General features: G+C 64.4%; 30 protein-coding genes. 16 read left to right on the forward strand and 14 right to left on the reverse strand.

Annotated elements, in window-relative coordinates:
- Positions 1–5 precede the first annotated feature (5 nt).
- Together V1293_RS15225 and V1293_RS15230 are read left to right on the forward strand one after the other, a co-directional pair.
- A complete protein-coding gene (locus tag V1293_RS15225; RefSeq protein ID WP_334510709.1) occupies positions 6–674 on the forward strand; it encodes a hypothetical protein in 669 nt (222 codons plus the stop codon).
- A gap of 108 nt (positions 675–782) precedes the next feature.
- Positions 783–1,115, forward strand: coding sequence for a GIY-YIG nuclease family protein (locus V1293_RS15230; RefSeq protein ID WP_334510710.1), 333 nt, complete (start codon positions 783–785; stop codon positions 1,113–1,115).
- A 147-nt stretch (positions 1,116–1,262) separates the two neighbouring features.
- Here V1293_RS15230 and V1293_RS15235 read toward each other — a convergent pair whose 3' ends face one another.
- The 3 genes from V1293_RS15235 to V1293_RS15245 all read right to left on the reverse strand — a co-directional run bounded on the left by V1293_RS15235 (position 1,263) and on the right by V1293_RS15245 (position 4,936).
- Positions 1,263–1,802, reverse strand: coding sequence for an adenine phosphoribosyltransferase (locus tag V1293_RS15235; RefSeq protein ID WP_108518430.1), 540 nt, complete (start codon positions 1,800–1,802; stop codon positions 1,263–1,265).
- A 16-nt stretch (positions 1,803–1,818) separates the two neighbouring features.
- Positions 1,819–3,984 (reverse strand): anthranilate synthase component I, encoded by a 2,166-nt coding sequence (locus V1293_RS15240; RefSeq protein WP_334510711.1) that lies wholly within the window; start codon positions 3,982–3,984, stop codon positions 1,819–1,821.
- A 316-nt stretch (positions 3,985–4,300) separates the two neighbouring features.
- Positions 4,301–4,936, reverse strand: coding sequence for a hypothetical protein (locus V1293_RS15245; protein WP_334510713.1), 636 nt, complete (start codon positions 4,934–4,936; stop codon positions 4,301–4,303).
- Between V1293_RS15245 and V1293_RS36160 the strand changes: the two genes are divergently transcribed.
- Together V1293_RS36160 and V1293_RS15250 are read left to right on the forward strand one after the other, a co-directional pair.
- Positions 4,905–5,117 (forward strand): DUF4253 domain-containing protein, encoded by a 213-nt coding sequence (locus tag V1293_RS36160; protein ID WP_442894241.1) that lies wholly within the window; start codon positions 4,905–4,907, stop codon positions 5,115–5,117. The genes V1293_RS15245 and V1293_RS36160 overlap by 32 nt on opposite strands.
- A gap of 121 nt (positions 5,118–5,238) precedes the next feature.
- Entirely contained in the window at positions 5,239–6,246 is a 1,008-nt protein-coding gene (locus V1293_RS15250) for a VOC family protein (protein WP_334510714.1), read from the forward strand.
- Positions 6,247–6,253: 7 nt separating this feature from the next.
- Here the strand turns inward: V1293_RS15250 and V1293_RS36165 are convergent, their stop codons facing one another.
- The 6 genes from V1293_RS36165 to petA all read right to left on the reverse strand — a co-directional run bounded on the left by V1293_RS36165 (position 6,254) and on the right by petA (position 11,386).
- Positions 6,254–6,553, reverse strand: coding sequence for a type II toxin-antitoxin system RelE/ParE family toxin (locus tag V1293_RS36165; RefSeq protein ID WP_442894242.1), 300 nt, complete (start codon positions 6,551–6,553; stop codon positions 6,254–6,256).
- Positions 6,541–6,768 (reverse strand): hypothetical protein, encoded by a 228-nt coding sequence (locus V1293_RS15255; protein ID WP_334510715.1) that lies wholly within the window; start codon positions 6,766–6,768, stop codon positions 6,541–6,543. Before V1293_RS15255 ends, V1293_RS36165 begins: the two co-directional genes overlap by 13 nt.
- An 82-nt stretch (positions 6,769–6,850) precedes the next feature.
- Positions 6,851–7,750, reverse strand: coding sequence for an NAD-dependent epimerase/dehydratase family protein (locus tag V1293_RS15260; protein ID WP_334510716.1), 900 nt, complete (start codon positions 7,748–7,750; stop codon positions 6,851–6,853).
- 54 nt (positions 7,751–7,804) lie between these two features.
- Positions 7,805–8,479, reverse strand: a complete 675-nt coding sequence (locus V1293_RS15265) for a dienelactone hydrolase family protein (protein WP_334510717.1) — start codon at positions 8,477–8,479, stop codon at positions 7,805–7,807.
- A 237-nt stretch (positions 8,480–8,716) separates the two neighbouring features.
- Positions 8,717–10,789, reverse strand: coding sequence for a cytochrome c1 (locus V1293_RS15270; protein WP_334510718.1), 2,073 nt, complete (start codon positions 10,787–10,789; stop codon positions 8,717–8,719).
- Positions 10,790–10,855: 66 nt separating this feature from the next.
- Positions 10,856–11,386 (reverse strand): ubiquinol-cytochrome c reductase iron-sulfur subunit, encoded by a 531-nt coding sequence (gene petA, locus V1293_RS15275; protein ID WP_334510719.1) that lies wholly within the window; start codon positions 11,384–11,386, stop codon positions 10,856–10,858.
- A gap of 408 nt (positions 11,387–11,794) precedes the next feature.
- Between petA and V1293_RS36170 the strand changes: the two genes are divergently transcribed.
- From V1293_RS36170 to V1293_RS15310, 8 genes are all read left to right on the forward strand, one after another.
- Complete coding sequence (locus tag V1293_RS36170; protein WP_442894243.1) at positions 11,795–12,001, forward strand: DUF433 domain-containing protein; 207 nt, start codon at positions 11,795–11,797, stop codon at positions 11,999–12,001.
- 11 nt (positions 12,002–12,012) lie between these two features.
- Positions 12,013–12,228, forward strand: coding sequence for a hypothetical protein (locus V1293_RS15280; protein ID WP_334510720.1), 216 nt, complete (start codon positions 12,013–12,015; stop codon positions 12,226–12,228).
- Positions 12,229–12,417: 189 nt separating this feature from the next.
- Complete coding sequence (locus V1293_RS15285; RefSeq protein WP_334510721.1) at positions 12,418–12,897, forward strand: tRNA (cytidine(34)-2'-O)-methyltransferase; 480 nt, start codon at positions 12,418–12,420, stop codon at positions 12,895–12,897.
- Positions 12,897–13,529, forward strand: coding sequence for a 7-carboxy-7-deazaguanine synthase (gene queE, locus V1293_RS15290; protein WP_334510722.1), 633 nt, complete (start codon positions 12,897–12,899; stop codon positions 13,527–13,529). The genes V1293_RS15285 and queE overlap by 1 nt, the downstream gene beginning before the upstream one ends.
- A gap of 16 nt (positions 13,530–13,545) precedes the next feature.
- Entirely contained in the window at positions 13,546–13,911 is a 366-nt protein-coding gene (locus V1293_RS15295) for a 6-carboxytetrahydropterin synthase (RefSeq protein ID WP_334510723.1), read from the forward strand.
- 6 nt (positions 13,912–13,917) lie between these two features.
- Entirely contained in the window at positions 13,918–14,805 is an 888-nt protein-coding gene (gene hemF / locus V1293_RS15300) for an oxygen-dependent coproporphyrinogen oxidase (protein ID WP_334510724.1), read from the forward strand.
- A 69-nt stretch (positions 14,806–14,874) separates the two neighbouring features.
- Complete coding sequence (locus tag V1293_RS15305; protein ID WP_334510725.1) at positions 14,875–15,126, forward strand: YodC family protein; 252 nt, start codon at positions 14,875–14,877, stop codon at positions 15,124–15,126.
- Between the two features lie 144 nt (positions 15,127–15,270).
- Entirely contained in the window at positions 15,271–15,999 is a 729-nt protein-coding gene (locus V1293_RS15310) for an HAD family hydrolase (protein ID WP_334510726.1), read from the forward strand.
- 6 nt (positions 16,000–16,005) lie between these two features.
- On the opposite strand, the gene V1293_RS15315 is transcribed toward V1293_RS15310, so the two are convergent.
- Genes V1293_RS15315 through V1293_RS15335 form a run of 5 tightly spaced genes read right to left on the reverse strand, consistent with a single transcriptional unit; the run spans position 16,006 to position 19,562 of the window.
- Entirely contained in the window at positions 16,006–16,767 is a 762-nt protein-coding gene (locus tag V1293_RS15315) for a TSUP family transporter (protein ID WP_334510727.1), read from the reverse strand.
- On the reverse strand, positions 16,764–18,023 hold the full coding sequence (locus tag V1293_RS15320; protein WP_334510729.1) for a CCA tRNA nucleotidyltransferase: 1,260 nt from the start codon (positions 18,021–18,023) through the stop codon (positions 16,764–16,766). The genes V1293_RS15315 and V1293_RS15320 overlap by 4 nt, the downstream gene beginning before the upstream one ends.
- Positions 18,020–18,283: a DUF6111 family protein gene (locus tag V1293_RS15325; protein WP_334510731.1), complete on the reverse strand. Its 264-nt coding sequence runs from the start codon at positions 18,281–18,283 to the stop codon at positions 18,020–18,022. The genes V1293_RS15320 and V1293_RS15325 overlap by 4 nt, the downstream gene beginning before the upstream one ends.
- A complete protein-coding gene (locus tag V1293_RS15330) occupies positions 18,280–18,930 on the reverse strand; it encodes a CoA pyrophosphatase (protein WP_442894353.1) in 651 nt (216 codons plus the stop codon). Before V1293_RS15330 ends, V1293_RS15325 begins: the two co-directional genes overlap by 4 nt.
- Positions 18,931–18,950: 20 nt before the next feature.
- The gene (locus tag V1293_RS15335) at positions 18,951–19,562 is read right to left on the reverse strand and encodes a DUF1285 domain-containing protein (RefSeq protein ID WP_334510733.1); all 612 of its coding nucleotides are present in this window, start codon (positions 19,560–19,562) and stop codon (positions 18,951–18,953) included.
- 261 nt (positions 19,563–19,823) lie between these two features.
- Here V1293_RS15335 and V1293_RS15340 point away from each other — a divergent pair, with 261 nt between their 5' ends.
- The 4 genes from V1293_RS15340 to V1293_RS15355 are packed head-to-tail and all read left to right on the forward strand — an operon-like array spanning position 19,824 to position 26,646.
- Positions 19,824–20,825, forward strand: a complete 1,002-nt coding sequence (locus V1293_RS15340; RefSeq protein ID WP_334510735.1) for an AAA family ATPase — start codon at positions 19,824–19,826, stop codon at positions 20,823–20,825.
- Positions 20,825–21,769: a DUF58 domain-containing protein gene (locus V1293_RS15345; RefSeq protein ID WP_334510737.1), complete on the forward strand. Its 945-nt coding sequence runs from the start codon at positions 20,825–20,827 to the stop codon at positions 21,767–21,769. The genes V1293_RS15340 and V1293_RS15345 overlap by 1 nt, the downstream gene beginning before the upstream one ends.
- Positions 21,769–24,579 carry a DUF4159 domain-containing protein gene (locus tag V1293_RS15350; RefSeq protein ID WP_334516727.1) on the forward strand — a complete coding sequence of 937 codons (2,811 nt, stop codon included), beginning with the start codon at positions 21,769–21,771 and terminating at the stop codon, positions 24,577–24,579. The genes V1293_RS15345 and V1293_RS15350 overlap by 1 nt, the downstream gene beginning before the upstream one ends.
- 3 nt (positions 24,580–24,582) lie before the next feature.
- Positions 24,583–26,646: a hypothetical protein gene (locus V1293_RS15355; RefSeq protein ID WP_334510739.1), complete on the forward strand. Its 2,064-nt coding sequence runs from the start codon at positions 24,583–24,585 to the stop codon at positions 26,644–26,646.
- Positions 26,647–26,658: the final 12 nt, after the last annotated feature.

Consider the following 26,658-nt stretch of genomic DNA (forward strand, 5'->3'; position numbering starts at 1 on the left):
GGGTGATGAGCGCCACCCCTGTCTACATCATCTGCTCGCCTCGACCGCTGGTCGGCAAGACGCTGCTCGCGCGGCTGTTGAGCGAATTCCTGCTGCTGAAAGACGGTACGGTGTCCGCCTTCGACATCAACCTGAAGGAACCGTCGCTGCTCGAATATCTGCCGCGCCTGACCGAGACGGCCGACGTCATGGACACCTACGGCAAGATGCAGCTCATGGACCGCCTGATCGTCCATGACGGCATCGCCAAGGTGATCGACCTCGGCTTTCATGCGTTCGACGAGTTCTTCAAGATGACCAACGAGATCGGTTTCCTGAAAGAGGCCGCGCGGCGCAGCGTCGCGCCGATCATCCTGTTCGTGGCCGATACCGACCGCGTTTCCGCGCGCGCCTATCCGACGTTACGGGAGCAGATCCCGCTGAAAGCGCTGATTACGATCGACAACGAGCATGTGGTGCGCGGCGAACTGCCCGAGGAGATGGGCCTGGGGCGGGTGTTGCGAATAACGGCCCTGCCCTCGTTCCTGAAGACCTATGTCGACCGGCTGAGCTTTTCCTTCACCGACTACCTGCGCAACGAGAGGGACTCGTCGACCGAACTGCACCAGTGGATCCGCAGGAACTACACCGGCTTTCGCGAGCTTGAGTTCAGCCTGCTCGCCCAGCGGCCCTGAAGCTCTTCGGCCGGTTCGACGAACAGCGAATATTACCCGGGCAATATTGACGTAACCCGCCTCGTCTGGTACCGCCTCCGCCTGACCGCAACTGGCGAGGCCATCCCCGTGACATCAGACAGAAAGGCGGCGATCGCCGCCTACAAGGAGCGGAAAACCTTCGCAGGGGTTTTTGTCATCCGCTGCAAGGCCTCAGCCAAGGCATGGGTCGGCCAGACACCCAATCTGGAAAAGATCCAGAACCGGATCTGGTTCACGCTGCGCCAGGGCAGCCACCCCCGCCGCACCCTGCAGGCGGCATGGACCGCGCATGGGGCGGACAGCCTGACGTTCGAGGAATGCGAACGGCTTGAAGAGGAAGAGGCGCCGTACATCCGCGATGCGCTGCTGAAGGAGCGCGCGCTGCATTGGCGAGCGCAGCTCGGCGCCGAGGCGGTGTGACCCCAGCCGTCGTCCCTGCGAACGCAGGGACCCATACCGCGTTGCTCTCGCGAGGAGGCGAGATGGCGGTCGCCTGTTCAAACAATTAGCGACGGTGGCTATGGATCCTGCGGGGACGACGGGGGAAGCTGTTCGAGTAAAGCTAACTCAATGCCCTTCGAACGCCATCAGCGTACGCACCGGCACTTCCATCGCGCGCAATTTGGCGGCGCCGCCGAGATCGGGCAGATCGATGATGAAGCAGGCCGCGACCACATTGGCGCCGATCTGGCGCAGCAGCTTCACGGCGCCTTCTGCGGTGCCGCCGGTGGCGATGAGATCGTCGACCAGGATGACGCGCTCGCCGGGATGGACCGCGTCGGCGTGCATTTCCATTTCATCGAGGCCGTATTCCAGCGAATAGGCGATCCGTACGGTGGTATGCGGCAACTTGCCTTTTTTGCGGATCGGGACGAAGCCGGCGGAGACCTGATGCGCCACCGCGCCGCCGAGAATGAACCCCCTCGCCTCGATGCCGGCGACCTTGTCGATCTTCAATCCGGCCCAAGGCTGCACCAGTTCATCGACCGCGCGGCGGAAGGCGCGCGCATCCGCCAGCAGGGTGGTGATGTCGCGAAACAGGATGCCCTTTTTCGGGTAATCCGGAATGGTGCGGACGGTGGCCTTGAGGTCATGATCGAATGTCATCGGTATCTCGCAATCCTCAATTGACTGGCACGTTCAGACGAAAGGCGTTTTCGACGATCCGCAGTCCGACCTCGCCGCCGAGCGACATCAGCGATTCCGGGTGAAACTGCACGCCGCCGACCGGCAGGGTCTTGTGTTCGATCGCCATCGCGACACCGTCCTCGGTGGTCGCGGTGACTTCGAGCACTTCCGGCACGCTGTCGCGCTCGACATAGAGCGAATGATAGCGGCCGATCACGATCTCATTGGGCAAGTTCTGCATCAGCCGCCCGCCGCGCACCTGAATTCGCGAAGGCCGTCCGTGCGCGGGGTGGGTGAGCTGGCCGAGCTGGCCGCCGAAATATTCGCCGATCGCCTGCACGCCGAGGCAGACGCCGAATATTGGAAGCTTCCGGTCGAGCGCCGTGCCAATGGTTTTCGAAATCCCGAAATCCTCCGGACGACCCGGGCCCGGCGACAGCACCAGCAAATCCCAGCTCTTCTGCTTCAGCATCTCCTGGGCATGCACGTGCCGGACCACGGTGACGCTGGCGCCAACCTGCCGGAAATAATCCGCCAGCATGTGCACAAAACTGTCGTCGTGGTCGATCAAGAGTACCTTGCGGCCGGAGCCGGTGGCATCGGGCGCAAACGTTGACAGCGGTTTTGGCGCGTCGCCGCGCAGCGCCTGGAACAGCGCCGCCGCCTTGACCTGGCATTCGCGGTCTTCGGCGGCAGGATCTGAATCGAACAGACAGGTGGCGCCGACGCGCACTTCGGCGAGGCCGTCCTTCATGCGGATGGTGCGGATGGTCAGCCCGGTATTGATGCTGCCGTCGAAATTCACCGCTCCGATCGCGCCGGCATACCAGCGCCGCGACGAACGCTCATTGTCCTCGACGAACTGCATCGCCCACAATTTCGGTGCGCCGGTCACCGTCACCGCCCAGGCGTGGGTCAGGAACGCGTCGAGCGCATCGAAGCCCGGGCGCAGCATGCCTTCGACGTGATCGACCGTGTGGAACAGCTTTGAATAAGTCTCGATCTGCCGCCGCGCCAGCACCTTGATGGTGCCGGGAATGCAGACGCGCGCCTTATCGTTGCGGTCGACGTCGGTGCACATGTTGAGCTCGAACTCGTCTTTCTCCGAGTTCAACAATTGCCTGATCTGCTCGGCATCGCCGATCGCATCGACGCCGCGCGCGATGGTGCCCGAGATCGGACAGGTCTCGACCCGCCGACCGTCGGAGCGCACGAACATTTCCGGCGAGGCCGACACCAGAAATTCGCTATCACCGAGATTCATCAGCGCGCCATAGGGCGACGGGTTGATGCGGCACAGCCGCTGGAACACTTCGGCCGGCGAACGTTCGCAGGGCTCGGCGAAGAGCTGCCCCGGCACCGCCTCGAACAGGTCGCCGCGGGCGAATGCCGCTCGCGCGACCTCGACGGTTGCCTGATATTCGCCGGGCGCGTGATCGGCAAAGCCCTGCCGCGGCGTTTTGGCGTAAGCGCTCTCAGCGGTGTCGCGCGGCAGACCCTTGGTGGATTTTCCTTTCCAGGCGAAATCATAGCTCAGCACCACGCCGCGGCCGGTGGCGCGGTCATAGGCCAGCAGGCGATCCGGCACATACAGCACGATGTCGCGCTGGTCGCTCTCCCGCGTCCGCTTTTGCACGAGGTCCTCGATCTGGAACACGAGGTCGTAGGCGAAGGCGCCGAACAGGCCGAGCAGCGGGTCGTCATTGGCTGACAAGGCGGCGACGAGATCGCGCACCAGCGACATCACGCTGGCGCGGCGGGTGCGCTGGTCTTCCTCCACCGGCGCGGCGCCGCGAATGATGTGGCCGGCGAGACGCGTCGGGCCACGCTCCGAGATGACCACACAGGGCTCGCGCAGCACGTCGCCCAGGAACGCGATCAGTACCTCGCCCCGCGCATTCAGCGCAGAGAGCGAGAAGTTGGAGCCTGCGGTTTCCAGCACCAGCGGCGGATCGGCAAAGCCGAGGTCGAAACTCTCGTAGCGGCCCGGCACCGTGGTGCCGGAGGACAGCACCACGCCACGGCGGCGGTCGAGCAATTCGATCAGGTCATCAAGGCGCTTGGCATTGCCGGTGAACTGCTCGACGGCACGCGAGATCGCCAGACCGCCGCTGGTCCGGTATTCGCTGTGCTCGGGCAGGGAGAAGGCTGTCCTGTTCATGTGATCCTCTTACGAAACTTCGCCAGGGAGCGCCACACAGGACAAACGAAGGGACCGTCGCACTGCGATGGCGACCTTCGACGATTGAAAAAATGAAATCGCACCGGCCACCTCTTAGGAGGTGCGCCACCACAGACGGGAGGGGCTGGCAACAGTGTTCATGGACGGTAAACACCACGACCGCGCCGCCGCGTCAAGGCCACCTCTGCTCCCGGAGCATGCCCGCCTCACCTCCTGGACCACCAATGCAGGTGAGCAAGAGCGAAAATCTGGCCGGCCCGGACACGCCCTGCTACAAATACGACCTAAAGTGGCGTTATCTGCCAATGGTGGGATCGGGGTAAGAAGAATGGGAATTTTGGATTTTCTGTTCCGGCGTTCGACGCCCGTGCAAATGACATCCCCTGCCCCAGTGGACCACTTCGCAGCCCTTCGCGAGCGGCGCGACCTGCGATGGCGACAATGGCTTCAAAACGTCGAACATCCCTTCGAGCTTGTCCCGGGCGCCCAGGCACAGGCCGCATTCGAAGCAGCGCAGGCCCTCGGTCGCACTCAGAACTTTTCTCCACTGATCGTTCAACCGGGCTTCGATGCGCCGATTCGAGCCGAGCCGATGAGCTTGAAAGACAGCAAAATCAGGACAGCGGAAGAGTATTTTGACTGGCGCGCTCGGGAACTCGCAGCCGACACGGACGACCTCATACTGTTCGACCACGTCAACGAGGTCGAACCGATCGCCGCCGAAGGTCTCTATATGATCGATATGTTGAGCGAAACGAGACCCCTCTCCCTTCATGCCGAGGTCGCGATTTTGCGACTGCCTTGCGCGGAGAACTGGAGAATCCCGTTGTTCGTTCCGATCGCGCCACCCAACGATTCCAGATCCGAAGGCGAGGAAATCGGCGTCGAAAAGCAATGGTATGAGCGATTTCGGGGCCGAACTCTGCTGCATTGGAGATCGCTCCTGGCAGTTCAGAGTAACCCGTCCTCCTCGCGACCATGGCGAGGCGGTCAAGCTGTTGCGTCAACATTACCTGTATGCGTGGCAGGACGACGCCTATGAGCAGGAAACGATCGAGAACAGTGCTGCGGCACTTCGGGTCAGCACCCACTGGATGTTCTTTTGGCAGTGAATGCGCTCGTCGGGCATTCAAAACGGGCGTTCACCGTGGACGAGACGGAAAATGCGCGTAGCATCCGACCCAAGCAGCGGCGCTTTCAACGCGCAAGGATTGCAAACGAGGGAGGCAGGCGATGGCATTGCTGGGTCTGGGATATGCCGGTTTCGGATCTGATAACCTCGAGGACTGGCGGCAGTTCGGGACCGGCCTGGTCGGGCTGCAGGCGGTCGAACGCGGCAATTCGCTGCTGGCGTTCCGGATGGACGACCGCAAGCAGCGCATCGTGATCGACCGCGCGATGGGCGAAGGGGCGCGTTTCTTCGGCTGGGAGGTCGCAGATAGCGCGGCGCTGGATGCGCTGGCGGCGCGGCTGGAAAAATCCGGCGTGGCTGTCACGGCCGAGCCGCAGACGCTGGCCGACGCCCGGCGCGTCCGCAGCCTGATTTCGTTTCGTGACCCTGCCGGCAACCGGCTGGAGGCGTTCTACGGCGCCGAAATCGACGATACGCCCTTCGTGCCGGGGCGATCGATTTCGGGATTCCGCACCGGGCCGCTGGGCCTCGGGCATGCCGTGCTCACAGTCGAGAACATCGAGCCCATGATGGCGTTCTATGTCGACGTGCTCGGCTTCGGGCTCTCCGACTACATCTCAAAGCCGTTCCGCGCTTATTTCTTCCATGTCAACGCGCGGCATCACAGCCTCGCGCTGATCGAAACGGGGCGGAACGGCATGCATCATCTGATGGTGGAGTTGTTCTCGCTCGACGATGTCGGCCAGTGCTACGACATCGCGCTGACGCAGGAGGACTGCGTCGGCGTCACGCTCGGCCGGCACACCAACGATTTCATGACCTCGTTCTACGCCAAGACGCCGTCGGCCTTCATGATCGAATGCGGCTGGGGCGGCCGCGAGATCGATCCCGCGACGTGGCAGCCGGTCGAGATGCATGACGGCCCAAGCCTGTGGGGCCACGAACGCGTCTGGCTGCCGGCAGAAGACCGCGAGGTCGCGCGCGAGATGCGCATGCGCGCCGCGGCATCGGGCTTGCGCGCGCCGGTGCAGGTGATGGAAGGTAATTACAAGCTGATGTCGGGCACGTGCGCGTGGTGGGACGGGGTGCGCGGGAGCGGATCTCGATAGCGGGCCCCTATCCCTGAATTTCTTCCGGCGCATCACGACGCGCATGTCGGACGTGAACGATAACCAGATCATCCCCTCGAACGCTGTGGTAGACGAGGTATGGATAGTGGGCCGTCGGAAACACCCGAACACCCAAGATGTCCGTCTCTCGTCCCAAACCAGGATATTCCGTCAGCAGGCGGCTCGTTGCACGTATTTGAGCCGAGACGGCGGTTGCCGCGCGCGGGCTGTATTGCGCAATGTGTTGGTAGATCTCCGCAATATCAGTGCGGGCACGCCGAGCGTACCGCAGCCTCACAGGCCACACTTCTTCCAGAGTGCAGCCATTTCCTCATCGCTTGCGAACTCTCCGCGTTCGGCCTCTCGGAGACCTTCAAGCACTGCGGCGCGATGGGCCTCGGGCACAACGAACGGATCGCTCCCGGCAGCGGCAATCTGCTCCAGCACTTCCGCAACATAGGCTTGCCGGTCTTCAGGCAGCTTGCGCACCTTTTCGATGGCGTCTTCGAGAACCTTGGTCATTGAAGCAATCTACATCAACCCGGGGCGAATTGCGAGATGCGGTACCCCGCTGCATGCGAATGCGGGGTGCTAAGGCCCGGCTCTACTCCCGGTAACACCCCTGCTCGATCTCTTCGATCAATCCGCGCGCGTTCGGTTTCCAGCCAAGCTGCCGCGCGCGCTTTGCCCGCACCCGGCTGTTGGACGCCATCGTATCCTCCGTCGTGCCCTCGCCCCATTCGGCGGCGGCTTCTGCCATCGACATCGCCGCAGGCGGTCCCGCAAAACCCAGCATGCGGTTGATCGCCGCGCAGGCTTCGCGCATCGAATTCTCGCCGTTCTCGGCGAAATAGAAGCTGCCTGCCGGCGCCTTCTCGATGGCAAGCGCGTAGAGCGTCACGAGATCGCCGATATGAACGTTCGACCAGATGTTCTCGCCGGGGCCGGCATGGGCCGCATTGCCGCGCTTTTTTGCCAGGCTGATCAGCAGCGGAACCTGCACGCTGTCTGGTCCGGCGCCAAGGCCTGTGCCGTAGATCAGGCTCGGACAGATGATCACCGGCCGGCAGCCCTTGTCGCGGTGGGAGAGAATGAATTCGTTCAGCGCGACCCGCGCCGCGCGCGCAGGCGATGGCGTGACCGGCGCGTCTTCGTCGAAGATTGCATCCGACCGCTCGCCCCTGGCGCGCGTGCCGACAATGCTCGATCCCGATGTGTGGATGAACGGCTTGGCGCTACCGGCGAGCGCGCCGAGCAGGCTTTCGACCGCGCCTCTGTGATCGGCATTCGCCGCATTGACGACGACGTCGGCGGCCTGCGCCGCCTGCGCCAGAATTTCTCCGTCATCCAGCGTCCCCAGCAAGGGCTGGATGCCGCGCGCGCGAACCGCCTCGGCCTTTTCGGGCGAGCGAACCAATCCGGTCACTTGATGTCCGGCGGCGATCAGATGCGCCGCGACCGAGCCGCCGATATAGCCCGACGCGCCCGTGCAGAAGATTTTCATTCCTGAACCTCAAGCGGGCCGTATTGAACTCGGCGACGGCCCGCGATGCGCATCTCACCCCAGATGCTTCTTGAAAAACTCCGTCGCCCTGCCCCAGGCGAGTTCGGCGGCCTGACGGTCGTGGACCGACTGCCGCTGCTCGTTGACGAAGGCGTGCTCGGCGTCATAGCGGAACAGCTCGAGCGACTTGCCGGCGGCCTTCATGCCCTGCTCGAAGGCATCGACCACCTGCGGCGTGCACCAGTCATCCTTGTTGGCGAAATGGGCCTGCAGCGGAATTTTCACGTCCGCGGGCTTTGCCGCCTGCTCCGGCGGAATGCCATAGAAGACCACGCCGGCCGCAAGTTCCGGAATTTTGGTGGCGCCGATGATGGTCACCGCGCCGCCGAGGCAGAAGCCGGTCAACCCGACCTTGGCGCCGTTGCGCGACAGATATTGCGCGGCGCCGCGCACGGTCTGCGTGGTGGCGTCCATGAAATCCAGCGAGTTCATCTCTTTGCCGGCCGCATCGGTGTCGTGATACGGCACCACCGTGCCGTTGTAGAGATCGGGCGCCAGCGCATCGAAGCCCGCCACCGCGAACCGGTCGCACAGGCCCTTGATCTGGTCCTGCAGACCCCACCATTCCTGGATCACGACCACGCCCGGCGCATTGCCACGCGCAGCGTTGGCGAGGTAGCCGCTGGCATCCTTGCCGTCCGGCCGCTTGAAAGTGATGCTGGTACCCATGGGATCCTCCGCGCTGATTTCTGGATGATTGACCGGCATTTTGTCCGCAGTGCGTTCCGGAAGCAATCCGGCGCTACGTCATTCCGGGGCGATGCAAAGCATCGAACCCGGAATCTCGAGATTCCCCGATGCGCAATTGCGCATCTGAGGTCTGGTGCTTGCGCACCATCCCGGAATGACACTCACCCAACAAAAAAGCCCCCGCAGGGGCTTTTCCGAAAATCGCGTGCACCTTGATCAGTGGGCGTTGGCCCAGACCTTCTTCTTGGTGAAGTACAGCAGCACGGTGAGCAGGATCAGGAACACGAATACCTGCAGGCCGAGCGCCTTGCGCGCCTCCATATGCGGCTCCGCAGCCCACATCAGGAACGTGGTGACGTCCTTGGCGTATTGCGCAACCGTCGCCGGCGAGCCGTCGTCATAGGTGACCTGGCCGTCGTTCAACGGCTTCGGCATCTTGATGGCGTGGCCGGGGAAATATTTGTTGTAGTTGGACCCTTCCGGCAGCGTGACGCCGGCCGGCGGCTTGTCCTCGTAGCCCTGCAGTACCGCAGAAACGTAATCCGGGCCCTGCTCCTGATATTGGGTGAAGAAGTCGATGACGAACATCGGGAAGCCGCGCTTGTAGGAACGCGCCTTGGTGATCAGCGACAGATCCGGCGGCAAGGCGCCGCCATTGGCCGCGCGCGCCGCCTGCTCGTTCGGGAACGGCGACGGGAAATAGTCGGCGGGTCGGCCCGGCCGCTCGAACATCTCGCCCTGATCGTTCGGGCCGTCCTTGATCTTGTAGTCGGAGGCGAACGCCTGGGCCTGGGCGACCGAATAGCCGGGACCGCCAGCTTCCGCGAGGTTGCGGAAGGCGATGTAGGACAGGCCGTGGCAGGAGGAACAGACCTCCTTGTAGACCTTCAGGCCACGCTGCAATGCGCCGCGATCGAACTTGCCGAACGGACCCGAGAACGACCACTTCTGTCCGGGCGGAGAAGCGCCATGATCCTCGGCGCGTGCGTCCTGAACGCTGCCGGCAAACAATCCGCCCGCAACGAGCAGTGCAATTACCGCCGAAGCCATGGTTGCGCGCTTGCCGCCGGACTTGGCCAGCACGTCATCGGCGATCGAATTCGGCACCGGACGCGGCTTCTCGATCCGGGCGAGCAGCGGCAGCAGGATCAGGAAATAGGCGAAGTAGCAGACGGTCAGGATACGGCCGACGATCACATAGATGCCTTCCGGCGGCTGGGCGCCGAGATAGCCGAGCCCGATGCAGACGACGACGAACATCCAGAAGAACTGCTTGGCCAGCGGGCGATACTTCGACGAACGCGTTTTGGCGCTGTCGAGCCAGGGCAGGAACGCCAGGATGATGATCGCGCCGAACATCGCCACGACGCCGGCGAGCTTGTTCGGGATCGAGCGCAGGATCGCGTAGAACGGCAGGTAGTACCATTCGGGCACGATGTGCGCGGGCGTCACGCCGGGATTGGCCGGAATGTAGTTATCGGCATCGCCGAGATAGTTCGGCATGTAGAAGATGAACCATGCAAAGAACAGCAGGAAGCAGGAGACGCCGAACATGTCCTTCATGGTCGCGTAGGGCGTGAACGCTACCGTGTCCTTTTCGGTCTTCGGCTCGACACCGGCCGGATTGTTCTGGCCAGCCACATGCAGCGCCCAGATGTGCAGCACGACCACGCCGGCGATCACGAACGGCAGCAGGTAATGCAGCGAGAAGAAGCGGTTCAGCGTCGGATTGCCGACCGAATAGCCGCCCCACAGCAGCGTCACGATGCTCTCGCCGAAATAGGGCACCGCCGAGAACAGATTGGTGATGACGGTGGCGCCCCAGAAGCTCATCTGGCCCCATGGCAGCACATAGCCCATGAAGCCGGTCGCCATCATCAGCAGATAGATAATGACGCCAAGGATCCAGAGCACCTCACGCGGCTCCTTGTACGACCCGTAATAAAGGCCGCGGAACATGTGGATATAGACGGCGAAGAAGAACATCGAGGCGCCTGAGGCGTGGATGTTGCGCAGCAGCCAGCCGTAATTGACGTCGCGGACGATCAGTTCGACCGACTTGAAGGCGAGATCGGCGTGCGGCGTGTAGTGCATCGCCAGGATCACGCCGGTCAGGATCTGCACGACCAGCATCAGCGAGAGGATGGCGCCGAAGGTCCACCAGTAGTTCAGGTTACGCGGCGTCGGATACGCCACGAACGACGAATGCATGAGTCCCATGATCGGGAGGCGCCGTTCGATCCACTTCAAGGCGGGATTGGTCGGCTGGAAATCGGATGGTCCGCTCATTGATGCGATCCTGAGGAAGTAAAACGACGCGACGGGTTAAGGGATCTCGGACTGGCGTCCGGGCCCTTAGCCGATCTGGACTTTTGTATCGGAAACGAATGTGTAGGGCGGTACGGCCAGGTTCGCTGGCGCCGGTCCCTGACGGATGCGGCCCGAGGTATCGTACACCGAACCGTGGCACGGGCAGAAGAAGCCGTCGTAAGCGCCCTCATGGGCGATCGGGATACAGCCGAGATGGGTGCAGATGCCGATCACGACCAGCCACTGGTCATGGCCCGGCTTGACCCGCGCCTCATCGCTCTGCGGATCGGGCAGGCTCGATACCGGCACCTTGCGGGCCTCGTCGATCTGCTTCTTGGTCCGGTGGCTGATGTAGATCGGCTTGCCGCGCCAGAACACCTTGATGTCCTGTCCTTCGGCGATCGGGGTCAGGTCGACCTCGATCGGCGCGCCGGCCGCGATCGTCGAGGCATCCGGATTCATCTGGGAAACCAGCGGCCACACCGTGGCAGCCGTGCCTACGGCGGCGACGGCTCCCGTTGCAACAAAAAGGAAATCACGGCGTGTCGGATGGTCCGCCGAAGACGCTGTCGTCACGATTCCAAGCCCTTTCTTATCTGCAGCCAGCGGAACCGCCCCGGACGCGCCAAAAGCGCTATCCAGAAGAGGCTGCCGGCGCCCGCGGCCCCCGCGGCGGCAGAAAAAACCGCTTTTCCTCCCCCAATCCCGGCGGAACAAGCAGTCCAGAATCGTTCTATTGGCACCCTTGCCGTAAGAGCGCAAGCCCGCTATCGGCTCGCAAGCGTGCAATGCACTAAATCCGCGCCCGACCGTGATTTATTCAATACGTTTCACCCAGGGCAGACGGCTTCGAGCGCGGTGTGGACTGGCCTCGCTTGGTCCGGGAATTCCCCGGAAAGCCAGCATTTTTCGGCGAATCCGGTTACCGCCGGTCGCTTTACTTTCGTTGGCAGAAAATGCGGGCCACATGATATGATATTCGCCATGAAGAAGGATCGGCCAATTGTATCGCGAAACCGCGACGTGATGGGCGGCGCGGCCGCTTTCCACGGGACGAGAGTTCCTGTGCAGACCCCGCTGGACTACCTCCGAGCCGGGGAATCAATCGACGATTTCCTCAAGGGATTCCCGTCCGTCACGAGGGGGCCTGTCATCGCTTTCCCTGAAGAAGCGAAAGACCGGGTCGTATGACAAGAGATCAGGTGAAAGAGGTAATCGAGCGTGTGCTGACTTGGCCCCGAGAGCGGCAGGAAGACGCCGTCCAGATGCTGCTTGCCTTGGAAGCCCGAGAGGGTGAGCTTTATCATCCCGATGATGACGAGTGGGCAGCCATCGAAGAGGGTTTCGCTCAAGCCAGGCGTCGCGAGGCCGTATCGGCCGACGAGGTCGCCGCTCTTTTCAAGCAACGCGGTTCATGACGCTCCGGTTTACGCCCCGCGCGCGGGACGATCTCCGGGAATTCGCAACGCAAGAGCGCCGGAATTGCGGAGCCGACTGGTCACGCGATATCCATACCGGATCCACTATTTCGTCGAGGACGCCAATGTCTGGATCGTTCACATCCGACATTCCGCGCGGCGTCCCCTGGATGAACAGACTTGATTCGAATGCACATCGCCCTTTTCCAGCCTGATATCCCCCAGAACACCGGGACGATTCTGCGCCTGTGCGCGTGCCTGGGCATGGCCGCCCACATTATCGAGCCGGCGGGATTTCCGATCTCTGACCGGCATTTCCGTCGGGCGGGCATGGACTACCTCGACCATGTCGCCATTACCCGCCATGACTCATGGCCAAAATTCGAACAATGGCGTAACGAAGCCGGGTCCCGGCTGGTGCTTCTTACGACCAGGGGAGCCGGTTCCTATCTGGATTTCAGTTACCGGCAGGACGATGTCCTGCTGTTCGGACGGGAATCGGCAGGCGTACCCGATGAGGTCGCCTACGCCGCCGATGCCCGGCTGGTGATCCCGATCAGGCCGGGTTTGCGTTCGCTCAATGTGGCGATGGCGGCGGCCATGGCATTGGGCGAAGCGCTGCGGCAGACAGGTTCCGCGATCCAGGCGGATGCGGTCCAGGAGAAATAGTGAGCTACGCGGTCAAAGAGATATTCCTGACCTTGCAGGGCGAAGGCGCACATGCCGGCCGCGCGGCGGTGTTTTGCCGTTTTTCCGGCTGCAACCTCTGGAGCGGCCGCGAACAGGACCGTGCCGGCGCCACCTGCAAGTTCTGCGATACCGACTTTGTCGGCACCGACGGCACGCTGGGCGGCCGCTACGCCACCGCGGACGAACTCGCCGACGTCATCGCCGGGCAATGGACCGGCGAGAATACCAACCGCTATGTGGTCCTGACCGGCGGCGAGCCGCTGCTGCAGGTCGATTCCCCCTTCATCGATGCGCTGCATGCGCGCGGCTTCGCCATCGGCATCGAGACCAACGGAACGATCGAACCGCCCGCGGGCATGGACTGGGTCTGCGTCAGCCCGAAAGCCGGCGCCGAGCTCGTGGTGCGCCGCGGCCACGAATTGAAGCTGGTGTATCCGCAGGCCGGAGCCGCGCCGGAAGATTTTGCCGGGCTCGATTTCGAACGTTTTTCACTGCAGCCGATGGACGGGCCTGACGTGATCGAAAACACCGCGCGCACGGTCGACTACTGCCTGCGCCATCCGCAATGGCGGCTCAGCCTGCAGACACACAAGACACTCGGCATCAGATAGGACCTAGACTCTCAAGATGTGGGAACTGACGAAATCATTTCGCTTTGAGGCTGCGCATTCGCTGAAGGGAACGACCTTCGGCGCGGCCAGCGAGGAAATTCACGGCCACTCGTTTCGCGCCGAGGTCAGCGTGCGCGGCACGCCCGATCCCGAGACCGGCATGGTGCTCGATCTTGGCCTGCTAGAACGCAGCATGGAAGAGGTCCGGAAAGCACTCGACCACAAGCTCCTGAACAAGGTCGAAGGGCTGGGAACACCGACGCTGGAAAACCTGTCGCGCTTCATCTGGGAACAGGTCCAGCACGCCGGCAAGATCACCCGCGTCAGCGTCCACCGCGACAGTTGCAACGAGAGCTGCACATACTTCGGGCCGCAGGGCTGAGCGCCAATGGACATGTCACTCATCGAAGATCGCAAGACGCGGGCGCGGAGCTGGTTCGAAGCGTTGCGCAACGATATCTGCGCAGCCTTCGAACGGCTGGAAGACGACGCGCCGGCGTCGCTCTATCCCGGCGATGCCGGGCGCTTCGTGCGCACGCCCTGGGACCGCACCGATCACACCGGCAAGCCCGGCGGCGGCGGCGTGATGTCGATCATGCGCGGGCGGCTGTTCGAGAAGGTCGGCGTGCACTGCTCCACCGTGCACGGCGAGTTCGCGCCGGAATTCCGCGCGCAGATTCCGGGGGCGGCCGACGATCCCAGGTTCTGGGCATCGGGCATCTCGCTGATCGCGCACATGCACAACCCGCATGTACCGGCCGTGCACATGAACACCCGTTTCGTTGTCACCACCAAGGCATGGTTCGGCGGCGGCGCGGATCTGACGCCCCTGCTCGACCGCCGCCGCACCCAGGCGGACCCGGACACGCAGGCGTTCCATCAGGCGATGAAGGAAGCCTGCGGAGGACCGGACGGGGTGGCCGACTACGACAAATACAGGAAATGGTGCGACGAGTATTTCTACCTGCCGCATCGCAAGGAAGCGCGCGGCGTCGGCGGCATTTTCTACGACTGGCACGATTCCGGCGACTGGGACGCCGACCTCGCCTTCACGCAGGACGTCGGCCGCGCCTTCCTGAAAATCTATCCCGAACTCGTCCGGCGCAATTTCGCTCTCCCCTGGAACGCCGCCGATCGCGAGGAGCAGTTGATCCGGCGCGGACGCTATGTCGAGTTCAACCTGCTCTATGACCGCGGCACAATTTTTGGGCTGAAGACCGGCGGCAATGTGGATTCAATTCTCTCGTCGATGCCGCCGGAGGTAAAGTGGCCATGATCGCATGATCAGCTTGTCATGACCGATCGCTAGAATGCGGTTCGTGTCATGCAATCAAAGGAGCAGATCATGGAATTGAAACCGGGCGACGTCGTCATGCTGAAATCCGGCGGCCATCCGCTCAGCGTGGTGGAGGTCAACGACGGCAAGGTCGCGTGCGTGTGGATGGGCAATGAAGGCGATCTCTTTCGCGAGACGCTGCCACTAGCCGTCCTTGAACTCGCCGAGCACGATACGTCGGATGACGAAGAGGAAGATGAGGAAGACGACGAAGAAGACGATGACGAAGAAGAGGACGAGCACGCCAGCAAAGTCGCCTGAGCGAATTTCGACGTCGCCCGGCATCCACGGCCCGGCGACGTCGTTTCCCGGAATTGGACCCCGCGCGGGGGATCTGATATTCGCGGCAGATCGGCCGCGGCTTGCCGCGGCCGGCAGCGCTGGAAGCGAAATGGCCGTGAAACGATGACCCACCTGCCCCGCGCCATGCTGATCGACATGGACGACACCATCCTGTCGGCCTATGGCCGTCCCGAGATCGCCTGGCACAACGTCGCCGCGGAATTCGCCGCCGAGTTCGGGCCGTTAACCTCGCAACAGGTTGCCACCGCCGTTCTGGATTCCGCGCGCAAATTCTGGGCGGTCGCGGGAGCCGAATGGCGGCTGAAGCTGGATGAGGCGCGGCGCATCACCGTCGGCAACGGATTTGCCGCCCTTGCCGCCGGCGGCCATACGCTGCCCGAGGACCTTGCGGTACGGCTCGCCGACCGCTTCACCGCCTACCGCGAAGAGGAAATGTTCGTCTTCCCCGGCGCGCACGACGCTATCGACGAATTGAAGGCGCGCGGCGTCAAGCTCGCGCTGGTGACCAACGGCGCCGCCGGCGCCCAGCGCGCCAAGGTCGAGCGCTTTGCGCTGTCGCACCGCTTCGATCACATCCAGATCGAGGGCGAGCACGGTTTCGGCAAGCCGGACGAGCGCGCCTATCTGCATGCCATGCAGACGCTCGGCGTCACCGCGTCCGAGACCTGGATGATCGGCGACAATCTGGAATGGGAAGTCGTCGCGCCGCAGCGGCTCGGCATCTACGCCATCTGGATCGACGTGCATGGCGACGGCCTGCCCGCGGACTCCGCCGTGAAGCCCGATCGCATCATCCGCTCGCTGACGGAGTTGCTGCCCCGCGAGCGCTGATAGAGATCAGTGCCGCAGCGCCGCCGTGATCATGACCACACCGCCGACCATCACGGCGGCGTCGAGGATCGCGGTGTGGATATGCATCGGCATGCGCTCGACGAAGGCTTTTGCGACGAACGCGCCGGGAATCGCGATGGCGCCGATCAGGAGGGCAAAGGCCAGCACCTGCGCCGTGACGACGCCGGCCAGGCCGAATACCGAAATCTTGATGAGGCCGGTCACGACCGAGATCACGGCGTCGGTGGCGATCACCGCCGCGCCCTCGAGCCCCGACGCCATCAACAGCGACAGCAGGATCACGCCGGAACCTGATGTGCCGCCGACCAGCACGCCATAGCCCACCGCACTCGCGCCGAGGCCGGTATCGCCGATCCTGATCTCGCGCTTCCTGGCCAACCGGCGCAGCGGCACGCTCAGCATCAGCATGCTGCCGATTACCAGCGCCGCGCCCGCGCTGGTCAGCCGCGTATAGCCATAGGCGCCGAGCGCGGTAGTCAGCGCGGCGGCCCCGATCACGATCAGGGCGCGGCGCCGGTCGGCGTAACGGAAATAGGCCACGAAGCGGCTGATATTGGTGATGATCGCTGATATCGCGATGATCGGCACCACAGGTTCCGCCCCGATCAGCGGCACCAGAACCAGCGGCATCAAAGCGCCGGTGCCGTAACCGGCAAGACCGCCGATGATGGAGGCCAGCAGCGCCATGCCGCCAACCAGCACGAGTTGGCCGAGCGAAATGTCGGCGAAGCCGGCGAGAATGCTCACAGCCGGTGATCGCGGGTGAAACGGGCGGCGGTCTGGTCGGCGATCGCGGCAAGCGCCGATGCATCCAGCGGAAAATCCGCGGCCAGCCAGGCGTCTTCCGCAAGCGTGAGCACGTGACCGAGCGCGGGGCCCTCGGCAATGCCGCGGGAGATGAAATCGGCCGCCTTCAGCGGAAATTTCGGTGCGCTCCAGCGCTGCGGCAACGTTGCGAGGTCGCGCCAGCGTGCGGCGCCATTGCTGATGCCGCCTGCCCGCGCCCATGCCAGCATCAGCCGGTCGCGGTAGGGAACCTCGCCGAGCCGATAGAGAAGCTGCCGCGCCCGCGCGTCGTCCTTGCTGGCGAGCCGCCACCAGCGATGGCCCATCGAGTCCAGTGCCTTGGTTTCCGCGTTGGAAAGGCGAAGCCGCGCCGAGACGCGCCTGGCGTCCTCGGTTACGGCGACCGTGAGCGCGGCGAGCCGGCGCACGGCGTTCGGCGGCAGGCCTAAAGCCCGTTCGGCCGCGATCATCGCCGCGAACGTCCCGGTGTAGGTGACGCCGCCGAAGATCGGCAGCAGCAGCCCGGCATCCGCCATTGCCTGCACCGCAACCGTGGCGCCTTCCGCGATCAACAGCTTCAACATCTCCATGCGCACGCGTTCGGCGGAAAGGCTCGAAAGTCCCGCGCGCCCGTCGATGCAGGCGAGATATCCGGCACGGTCGGGCTCACCCGCCCCGTAGGCGGCATGCATGCGAAAGAAGCGCAGGATGCGCAGATAATCCTCGGCGATGCGCTGGCTGGCGTCGCCGATGAAGCGCACGCGCTTGGCTTCGATATCGGCAAGCCCGCCGACATGGTCGTGCACGATACCGTCGGCATCGACGGAAAGCCCGTTGATGGTGAAGTCGCGCCGTTCCGCATCGCGAACCCAGTCGCGCCCGAACGCAACCCTGGCCTTGCGGCCAAAGGTCTCGGTATCCTCGCGCAAGGTCGTGACCTCGAACGGATGCGATTCGACGACCAGCGTGACCGTGCCGTGGTCGATGCCGGTCGGCACGCATTTGATGCCGGCCGCCTTGGCGCGGCGGACCACCTCGTCGGGCAGTGCCGTGGTTGCGATATCGATGTCGCCCAGTGGAATTTTTAGAAGCGCATTGCGCACGGCGCCGCCGACCACGCGGGCTTCCTCGCCATCGCCATTGAGCAACGCGAGCACGCGCGCCGCCGGACCAGATCTGAGCCAGGGCGCCTCTGACAGCACGCGGGCCTCGCTCATTTCTCGACTCCGGGAACCAGCTTGCCGTTTTCCATATGCGCGGGAACGTAGGTCGAATCCGGCGGCGCGCCGGAGAATTGCGCGAGCAGGACGAAGCTGATCACGACCAGCAGCAGCGATCCCAGCACCAGTTTGGCGACGAGATGCGCCGGCCAGGAGGACGACACCAGCACGCCGGAACGGGTGGCAATCAGGAACAGCGCATAGGCCGCGAAAGGGATCAGGAAAATAGCGATCTCGGTCAGAACCGGACGGATCATGCGAGATAAATCCGCTCATACAATACGCGCAGGATGCCTGCGGTCGCGCCCCAGATGTAGCGCTCGGCGAACGGCATGGCGTAATAGGAGCGCTCCATGCCGCGGAATTCCTTGGAATGGACCTGATGGTTCTCGGGATTCATCAGGAACGCAAGCGGCACCTCGAAGGCGTCGACCACCTCGCCTTCGTTGATCTTAAGCTTGAAGCCGGGCTTCACGCGCGCCACCGTCGGCAGGATGCGAAACCCGAACGCGGTTCCATAGAGGTCGAGGTAGCCGATCGGCTCGATGAAGTCGCGCTTGAGGCCGACTTCCTCCTCCGCCTCGCGAAGTGCGGCGTCGAGCGGGGAAGCATCGGTGGCGTCGATCTTGCCGCCGGGAAAGGAAATCTGGCCGGCGTGGCTGGACAGATGCGGCGAGCGCTGCGTCAGCAACACGGTCGGCTCGCGGTGATCGACCACCGGGATCAGCACCGCCGCCGGTCGCACCGGCTGCTCGCGCGCCACGATCTCCAGCATGCGATCGTTGCCCGCATCGCCGGTTTTCGGAATGATCTCGGGATCGATCAGGCCGGCAGGCACGTCGAAGGTCAGCCTGGCCTGGCTGCGCGTGAAAAACTCCACTGAGCTGATCGGAGCCGCCTCCATCTTTTTCAGTACCGGCTCGTTCAAACCGCGTCCCTCACCTGCTTCGCATCCGCCATCGCAAAGAACTCGCCGCCGGACTCGATGCCGAACATCGGCTGACCATCGACCACCCGCTCTTCCCCCATGTCAACCAGATCGTAATAGAGCGCGCGGGTCACCTTCGCCCACAGGTCGGCGCGGACGTGCAGATAGGGCGTCAGCCCGCCGTCGGCGGCCATCTCGAATCGCAGGCGGTGTGTGGAATCGCATGTCACCCAGTCGTCAACGTTGGTGCGAAAGCGCAATAGCCGGCCGCGATCGCCGGCCTCGATGTGCATCTCCACAGCCAGGAAAGGTGCGTCGTCGACTCGAATGCCGACCTTTTCGACCGGGGTCACGAGAAAGTGCTTGCCGTCCTCGCGCTTCAGGATGGTCGAGAACAGCCGCACCAACGCCGGCCGCCCGATCGGCGTCCCCATGTAGAACCACGTACCGTCACCGGCGATTCGCATGTCGAGATCGCCGCAGAACGGCGGATTCCACAGATGCACCGGAGGCAGCCCCTTGCCGGCCGGAGTGGCGTTGGCGGCTTCCCGCGCAGCGACAGTTAGTCCTTCGAGGCCCTGAGTGCCGGTTTGCCCTTGCTTTGCCATTGTTTGCCCTGAGTCTCGGCGCCTCATCTGGCACGATTGGTGCACACGTATACCGAGATATGTGTTCCCGACGATGTGTGTCCGTACTATTGCGGATGGGTCGCCATATCGTGATGCCGTTCATACCCCGAAATACCGATAATGTGGGGATACTTTAATTCAACGAATACATGGCCTTTGCACAGGTTTAGCATGACGTTCGTGGCATGACGACGCAACCAGCGGTGTCATGAAGCGGTTAGACGGTTGAAGGAGAGAGACATGGCGAGTGCAGACGGTGTCGAGAAACTCGAGGACGCGATCGTCCGGTCGGCTGAGCAAGTCGCCGGCCAGATCCGCGCCGCAAAGGAGGCGATCTCCACCGTCATCTTCGGCCAGGACCGGGTGATCGAAAACACCCTGGTGACGATCCTGTCCGGCGGCCACGCCCTGCTGATCGGCGTTCCCGGCCTCGCCAAGACCAAGCTGGTGGAAACGCTCGGCATCACGCTCGGGCTTGACGCCAAGCGCATCCAATTCACGCCGGACCTGATGCCGTCGGATATTCTGGGCGCCGAGGTGCTGGACGAGAGCAATACCGGCAAGCGGTCATTTCGCTTCATCGCGGGGCCTGTGTTCGCGCAGCTTCTGATGGCCGACGAGATCAACCGCGCCAGCCCGCGCACGCAATCAGCGCTGCTGCAAGCCATGCAGGAACAGCACATCACCGTTGCAGGCGCGCGGCATGATCTGCCGAAGCCCTTCCATGTGCTCGCCACGCAAAACCCGCTGGAGCAGGAAGGCACCTACCCGCTGCCCGAAGCGCAGCTCGACCGCTTCCTGATGGAGATCGACGTCGATTATCCCGATCGCGACGCCGAACGCCGCATCCTGTTTGAAACAACCGGCGCGGAAGAGACGCTCGCCAAGGCCTCGATGAACGCGGAAATCCTGATCGCGGCGCAGCGGCTGGTGCGGCGCCTGCCGGTCGGCGACAGCGTTGTCGAGGCGATCCTGTCGCTGGTGCGCGCGGCGCGCCCGAGTTCCGAAGACGGCGGTGACAAGCTGATCGCCTGGGGTCCGGGCCCGCGCGCCAGCCAGTCGCTGATGCTGGCGGTTCGCGCCCGTGCGCTGCTCGACGGCCGCCTCGCGCCCTCGATCGACGACGTGCTCGATCTCGCCGAGCCTATTCTCAAGCACCGCATGGCACTGACCTTCTCGGCGCGCGCGGAAGGCCGCACCATTCCCGACGTAATCAGACAATTGAAGACGCGGATCGGTTGATGGCCGCAGAGACCAGCCACGAGACCAGGGAGATTCTAGCAATCCGACGTGCCGATGGCGAAAGCCGAACGCTCGCCGCTTCGCTCCCCCGTCTCGTGCTCGAAGCCCGCCGTATCGCAGCCAACGTCATCCATGGCCTGCATGGCAGGCGCCGCGCCGGCGCCGGCGAGAGCTTCTGGCAGTATCGCCGCTTTGTCTCCGGCGAGCCGTCGCAGAATGTCGACTGGCGCCGCTCGGCGCGCGACGATCATCTTTATGTCCGCGAGCAGGAATGGGAGGCCGCGCATACCGTCTGGCTGTGGCCCGACCGCTCGCCCTCGATGGCCTTTGCCTCCAAGGGGGCGCGCGACTCCAAGCTGGAGCGCGCCCTGATCGTTACATTCGCACTCGCCGAACTGCTGGTTGCGGGCGGCGAACGCGTTGGCATTCCCGGCCTGATGAATCCGACCGCAAGCCGCAACGTGATCGACAAGATGGCGCAGGCGATGCTGCACGACGATGCCGTGCGCGCCAGCCTGCCGCCGTCCTTTGTGCCGGCGGCGCTGGCCGAAATTGTCGTACTGTCCGACTTCTGGTCGCCGATGAGCGAAATCAGGACGATGCTCGCTGGGCTTTCGGCTTCCGGCGCCCATGGTTCTCTGATCCAGGTCGTCGATCCCGCCGAAGAAACCTTTCCCTATGCCGGCCGGATCGAATTCGTCGAGCCGGAAGGGTTCGGCGTCATCACCGCGGGCCGCGCCGAGAGCTGGGCCAGCGACTACGTCGCGCGCGTCGCACTGCATCGCGACGAGATCCGCAGCGAGACCAACAGGCTCAGCTGGTTGTTCTCGACCCACACGACCAGCCGTTCCGCCGCCGAACTGCTGCTGTTCCTGCATGCGGGCATGATGGCAGCCAAGGGAAGCGTGCACAGCTCAACGGTCAAGGCGGGGCGTAGCGCATGATCGCGGGCCTCCCCTTAACCTTTGCGCAACCGCTGCTTCTGCTGGGCCTGTTGAGCCTGCCGGTGCTGTGGTGGCTGCTGCGCGTCATGCCGCCGCGGCCGAGGCGGATCGAGTTTCCGCCGACGCGGCTGTTGTTCGACATCAGGCCGAGGGAAGAAACCCCGTCGCGAACGCCGTGGTGGCTGACCTTGCTGCGGCTCGCCGCCGCCGCACTGGTCATCCTCGCCGCCGCAGGCCCGATCTGGAATCCGCAAACCGGGGTCGGCGGCAGCAACGCGCCATTGGTGATCCTGCTCGACGACGGCTGGAGCGCGGCCGCAAGCTGGGACACCCGGGTCAAGGCCGCCGATGAGTTGATCGCCAATGCCGACAATGACCGCCGCGGCGTTGCGCTGGTTCCACTCTCCGATCCTGCGCGCGACATCACGCTGATGCCGGCCGGCACCGCGCGGGTCGCGCTGCGTCAGATTGCGCCAAAACCCTATTCGATCGACCGCGTCGACACGCTTGGCTCGCTCGACCGCTTCCTCAAAGCCACCGGAGATGCCGAGATCGCGTGGCTGTCGGACGGTATCGACACCGGGCGCGGCATCGAATTCGTCGAAAACCTCGGCAAGACCATCGGCGAGCGCAAGCTGACGGTGTTCGAGGGTGGCGCGGCCCCGGCGCAGGCATTGGTCGCCGCTGAGAACGCCGCGGCGAAGATGACGGTCAAGGTGTTGCGCACCACCAGCGGCGTCGCAGCCGGCGTGGTGCGCGCGATCGACGCCAAGGGCTCGCCGATCGGCGAGGCGCGCTACGCATTCGGCATGCAGGATCGCGAGAGCGAAGCGGCGTTCGATCTGCCGGTCGAACTGCGCAACGACATTTCGCGGCTGGAAATATCGGGCGAACGATCGGCGGGCGCGGTGCAACTGCTCGACAAGCGATGGCGGCGGCGCGCCGTCGGCGTCGTCACCGGCGCGACCAGCGATACCGCCCAGCCGCTATTGGCATCGACCTTCTATCTCACCCGCGCGCTGTCGCCATTCGCCGACGTGCGGCTCGGCGATCGCGGCGCGGCGCAACAGGTGATCGCGCAATTCCTCGATCAGCGGCTGCCGATGATCGTGCTCGCCGATGTCGGCACGCTCTCGCCGGAAATCCGCGAGCGGCTGAACGCATGGATCGATCAGGGCGGCGTGCTGGTGCGTTTCGCAGGCCCCCGTCTGGCGCAGGCCGATGACGATCTGGTGCCGGTGAAACTGCGTCGCGGCGGCCGCATCCTTGGCGGCAGCCTGACCTGGGAAAAGCCGCAGCATCTGGCTTCCTTTGCCGCCGACGGACCGTTCGCGGGCCTCGCGGTACCCAAGGATATCACCGTGAACCGGCAGGTGCTGGCCGAGCCGGACGCCGTGCTCGCCACCAAGACCTGGGCGTCGCTGGAAGACGGCACGCCGCTGGTGACCGGCGAGCATCGCGGCAAGGGCATTGTCAGCCTGTTCCATGTCGGCGCCGACTCGCGCTGGTCGGACCTGCCGATGTCCGGCAGCTTCGTCGAGATGCTGCGGCGGATGGTCGACATGTCCGGCTACACCGCAAAGCCCGGCGCGGGCGTTGCAAGCGAGGCGACCAATGTCGAGACCGTGGCGCCGCTGCGCACCCTCGACGGCTTTGGCGCATTCGGTCCGCCGCCCTCGACCGCCAAGCCGATGCCGGCGGATTATCGCGACCGCGCCACGCCAGATCATCCGCCAGGCTTCTACGGCCCGGCCGATGGCCCGATCGCGGTCAACACACTGGCTTCGGCCGACCGCATCGCGCCGCTCGATACATCCTCCCTGCGTGCGCAGCGCGCCAGCTACACCAACGCCGAACCGCGCGATCTGCGCGGCATCCTGCTGTCGTCGTCGCTGGCGCTGTTCCTGATCGACGCGATCGTGGTCGCGATGCTGGGTGCGGGCCTTGCCGCCTTGTGGCGGCGGCGCACGGCAGCGGCCAGCATTGTGCTGGCCCTGATCCTGTCCGCGGCCCCGATCGCGCCTTCGCCGGCGCGTGCCCAGGGCAACGACGAATTCGCCATCAAGTCGGTATCGCAGACGCGCCTTGCCTATGTCGTCACGGGAAATGCCGACGTCGATTCCATCGTCAAGGCCGGCATGGCCGGACTGACGCTGTTCCTGGCGCAGCGCACGGCGCTGGAAGCCGGCGATCCCGTCGGCGTCGATCCCGCGCGCGACGAACTGGCGTTCTTTCCGCTGATCTACTGGCCGATCGTGCCGGGTGCGCAAAAGCCGCCGCAGGATGCCATCAACCGTATCGACGCCTACATGAAACAGGGCGGCACGGTGCTGTTCGATACCCGCGACGCCATCGAGGCGCCGCCCGGCGAGAACGGCGCGGCGCAGACGCCGGGCATGCGCACCTTGCGTGAAATTCTGTCCTCCCTCGACGTGCCTGAACTCGAGCCGGTGCCGCGCGAGCATGTATTGACCAAGACGTTTTACCTGCTGCGCGACTTCCCCGGCCGCTTCAACTCGGGCCAGACCTGGGTCGAGACGCTGCCGCGCGAGGATGAGGACGATGCAGCCCAGCGGCCTGCGCGCGGCGGCGACGGCGTCTCGCCCATCATCATCACCTCGAACGATCTCGCCGGCGCCTGGGCGCACCGCCCGGACGGGCAGCCGATGCTGCCGCTGACCCCGGGCGAGCCGCGCCAGCGCGAATTCGCCTTCCGCTCCGGCGTCAACATCGTGATGTACACCCTGACCGGCAACTACAAGGCCGACCAGGTCCACGTGCCGGCCCTGCTCGAACGGTTGGGGCAATAGGCCATGAGTTACGGCATCGCGTTCACCCCCCTTGTTCCGACGCTCGTGCTGTGGATCGCGCTGGCCGCGATTGTCGCGATCGCGGCGCTGCTGCTGCTCGGGCGGTCGCGCGGTGCTGCCGTGCGCGTCGCGGCGCTGGCGCTGATCCTGCTGGCACTCGCCAACCCCTCCTTCACCCGCGAGGACCGCGAGCCGTTGTCCTCGGTCGCCGCCGTCGTGATCGACAAGAGCCCGAGCCAGAACTTCGGCACCCGTAACCAGGAGACGGCCAAGGCGCAGGAGGCGCTGGTCGATACGCTGAAGAAGATCAAGGGATTGGAAGTCCGCGTCGTCGAGGCCGGACAGGCCGACGGTGAAACCGACGGCACCAAACTGTTCGGCGCGCTGTCCTCGACGTTGTCGGACGTTCCCGTCGACCGCGTCGCCGGCGCGTTCCTGATCACCGATGGCCGGGTGCATGACATCCCCGCCAATGCCGCCGCCGTCGGCTTCCAGGCGCCCGTGCACGCGCTTGTCACCGGACGTAAGGACGAGCGCGACCGCCGTATCGCCGTATCGGCCGCGCCGCGCTTCGGCATCGTCGGACAGCCCCAGACTATTACCTACCGGCTCGACGACCAGGGCGTCACCGGCGAGCGCGCCAAGATCGTGGTTCGCCGCGACGGCGAGGTGATCAGCGAGCGCACGCTCGTAAGCGGCCAGACCTCCAATGTCGAGGTCGACATCAAGCATGCCGGGCCGAACATCGTCGAGATCGAGGCCTCGCCGCTCGAGAACGAGCTGACGCTGGTGAACAATCGCGCCGTGGTCGCGATCGAAGGCGTGCGCGACAAGCTCCGCGTGCTGCTGGTGTCAGGTGAACCGCATTCCGGCGAACGCACCTGGCGCAATCTGCTGAAGTCCGACGCGAGCATCGACCTCGTGCATTTCACGATTCTGCGCCCGCCGGAGAAACAGGACGGCACGCCGATCAACGAATTGTCGCTGATCGCGTTTCCGACGCGCGAATTGTTCCAGCAGAGGATCAACGAATTCCAGTTGATCATCTTCGACCGTTACGCCCGCCAGGGCGTGCTGCCAATCGCCTATTTCGACAATATCGCGCGCTATGTCCGTGCCGGCGGCGCGGTGCTGGTGTCGGCCGGGCCCGACTACGCCTCCACGACCAGCATCTGGCGCACGCCGCTGGATACGGTGTTGCCGGCAGAGCCGGTCGGCGTCACTGAAAAACCGTTCTATGCGCATCTCAGCGATGCCGGCAAACGCCATCCGGTGACGCGCGGCCTCGAAGGCTCCGCCAGCGAGCCGCCGCGCTGGAGCCGCTTCTTCCGCACCGTGGATACGCGTAATGCGATCGGCTCGCCCGTGATGACCGGCGCCGACGGCAAGCCGTTGCTGCTGCTGTCGCGCTTCGGCGAAGGTCGCGTCGCGCTGCTGCTGTCGGACCACATCTGGCTGTGGGCGCGCGGCTACGAAGGCGGCGGGCCGCATCTGGATCTGCTGCGGCGGACGTCGCACTGGCTGATGAAGCAGCCTGATCTGGACGAAGAAGCACTGCGCCTGCAGATCCAGGGCAAGGACCTCGTCGTGCTGCGCCAGACCATGGCCGACAACGTGCCGCCGGTGACGGTGACGTCGCCAAGCGGCGCCACCAAGGAGCTTGAACTGACGGCAAGCGAGCCCGGCACCTGGCGCTCCACCCTTCCCGCCAACGAACTCGGGCTGTGGCAGGCAACCGATGGTGCGCTGAAGGCCCTGATCAATGTCGGGCCGACCAACCCGAAGGAATTTTCGGAAGTCACGTCGACCACCGGGATGCTGAAGCCGCTGGCGCAGGCCACCGGCGGCGACGCCCGCCGCGTGGTTGATGGCGGAAGCGTCGACCTGCCCCGCGTGGTTCCGGTCCGCGCCTCCGGCATCTTCCACGGCGACGGCTGGATGGGCGTGAAAATGCGCGACGCCAGCGTCGTCAAGGGCGTCGGCGTACTGCCGATGTTCGCTGGCCTGATCGGGCTGTTGCTGCTGCTCGGCGCATTCGCGGCGACGTGGGTGCGCGAGGGGCGGTAGGCGCGGCACTGA

Source organism: Bradyrhizobium sp. AZCC 1693, assembly GCF_036924745.1.
Lineage (GTDB): Bacteria > Pseudomonadota > Alphaproteobacteria > Rhizobiales > Xanthobacteraceae > Bradyrhizobium.